This window comes from Heliobacterium mobile, assembly GCF_009720735.1.
Lineage (GTDB): Bacteria > Bacillota > Desulfitobacteriia > Heliobacteriales > Heliobacteriaceae > Heliobacterium > Heliobacterium mobile.
This window is the reverse complement of record NZ_WNKU01000081.1, coordinates 1-1,632: the sequence shown is the minus strand read 5'-3', so window position 1 is coordinate 1,632 and position 1,632 is coordinate 1. Positions and strand designations below refer to the sequence as shown.

Genomic DNA, 1,632 nt, shown 5'->3' with positions numbered 1-1,632 from the left:
CTATTTAGCCCCGTAAAGGTATTTGAGTCTTATCCCCTTATAAGTTAAACTTATAAATACGGAGGGGATAGGAAATGACAAGGAAACAGTATCCAAAGGAATTTAAAGAGCAAGTAATACAAGAAGCTCGAGAATGCGGAAATATTGCGCAGGTTGCTCGTCGCCATGAGGTCCATGTGAACATGCTCTATCGTTGGATTCAACAATCGAAACATAAATCATGGCAAGACGCTCCCGAAGATGCGAAGAAAGTATCCGCATATGTCCCGTCTCCGAAAGAATTTGTCCAACTAGAATCCGAGAATGATCGGTTAAAGCAACTTCTCGGTGAAAAAGATCTTGAGATTGCCATATTGAGAGATTTAATAAAAAAGAAAAACCCGGGCTATCTGACAAAATTGAAATAGCCGACATATGGATTGCCCGGGGATACCCCGCAGCTACAGTTCTGCGGATTGTCGGGGTTCACGAAGCCACGTACTATTACCGAAAACAACGAAAATCAGATATCCCCATCGTCCGTCAATATAAAGGGGGACGGCCGATTCAGGGATATTCTTGCACGGTTGACGGAAAACGTGTCAGTGATGAGCAAATTAAGGAATACCTACTTGAACTCATCACGGGTGAAGAAAATGCATACGGATATCGAAAACTTACTTTATGTTTACAACGTCAGCATCACTTGGTAATTAACAAGAAAAAAGTCTATCGATTATGTAAGGAACTGGGCATTCTCTCACCTCAACGTAAGATCCGATTAACGTATCCACGACGATTGGCGAATAATCGGCAGATTACCCATTCAAATCAGCTTTGGGAAATCGATGTGAAATACGGATACATTGCCGGGGAGAACCGATTCTTCTACATGATGTGCCTTATCGATATCTATGACCGAATGGTGATCGATTACCATATTGGCGTAACCTGTGAAGCTCGCCATGCGGTAGAATTGGTTCAACGAGGACTCTGGAAGCGTCAACAGTTTGAGACAGCCATGAAACCCGTGGTCCGAACCGATAATGGACCCCAGTTTATTAGTCATGCCTTTGAGAAAGCTTGTGCGGAATTTAGTCTTGAACATGAACGGATTCCGCCCAAAACACCAAACAAAAATGCACACATTGAATCTTTTCATGCCATCTTGGAGAGAGAATGTTTACAACGGCATGAGTTTATGAACTACCAGGAAGCGTACCGTGTCGTTGTTGATTTTGTTTTATTTTATAATCACCGCCGTATTCACGGCAGTCTCTATGACTTGTCTCCGGTAGAGTTTCGAAAACAATTATCTGTAGGTACAATCAAACCTCTTGAGGTCCGAGTCTAACGCGATGTGTACAAACCAGAGTGGTTCTCCTGTTACCGGATGCCGGAGCCTGAGCTCGTCCTCTTCTCAGAAAGTGACCGTTACGCACTACCTCAGACATAGACGGCAACCGCTTGCGGCGCGAAGCGGCCTTGACCGCTGTGGTATGCTGGGGAAGCCGACGGGCGATAACGATAGGTTACCGTCTACCGTCACCCTCGCCCGTCCTATAGAATAAATACCACAGCGAGTCAAGGCTTGACGGCTAAGTCGCGCTAGTTTAACAAGTTTCCCCATTTGCCTTCTCTAAAATGAGATCT

At 44.7% G+C, this 1,632-nt stretch carries 2 protein-coding genes; both read left to right on the top strand.

Features of this window, described 5'->3' with window-relative positions; translation table 11 throughout:
- The first annotated feature begins 74 nt into the window (after window positions 1-74).
- On the top strand, window positions 75-407 hold the full coding sequence (locus GJ688_RS19645) for a transposase (protein ID WP_155478156.1): 333 nt from the start codon (window positions 75-77) through the stop codon (window positions 405-407).
- The gene (locus tag GJ688_RS19640; protein ID WP_170292176.1) at window positions 353-1,333 is read left to right on the top strand and encodes an IS3 family transposase; all 981 of its coding nucleotides are present in this window, start codon (window positions 353-355) and stop codon (window positions 1,331-1,333) included. The genes GJ688_RS19645 and GJ688_RS19640 overlap by 55 nt, the downstream gene beginning before the upstream one ends.
- Window positions 1,334-1,632: the final 299 nt, after the last annotated feature.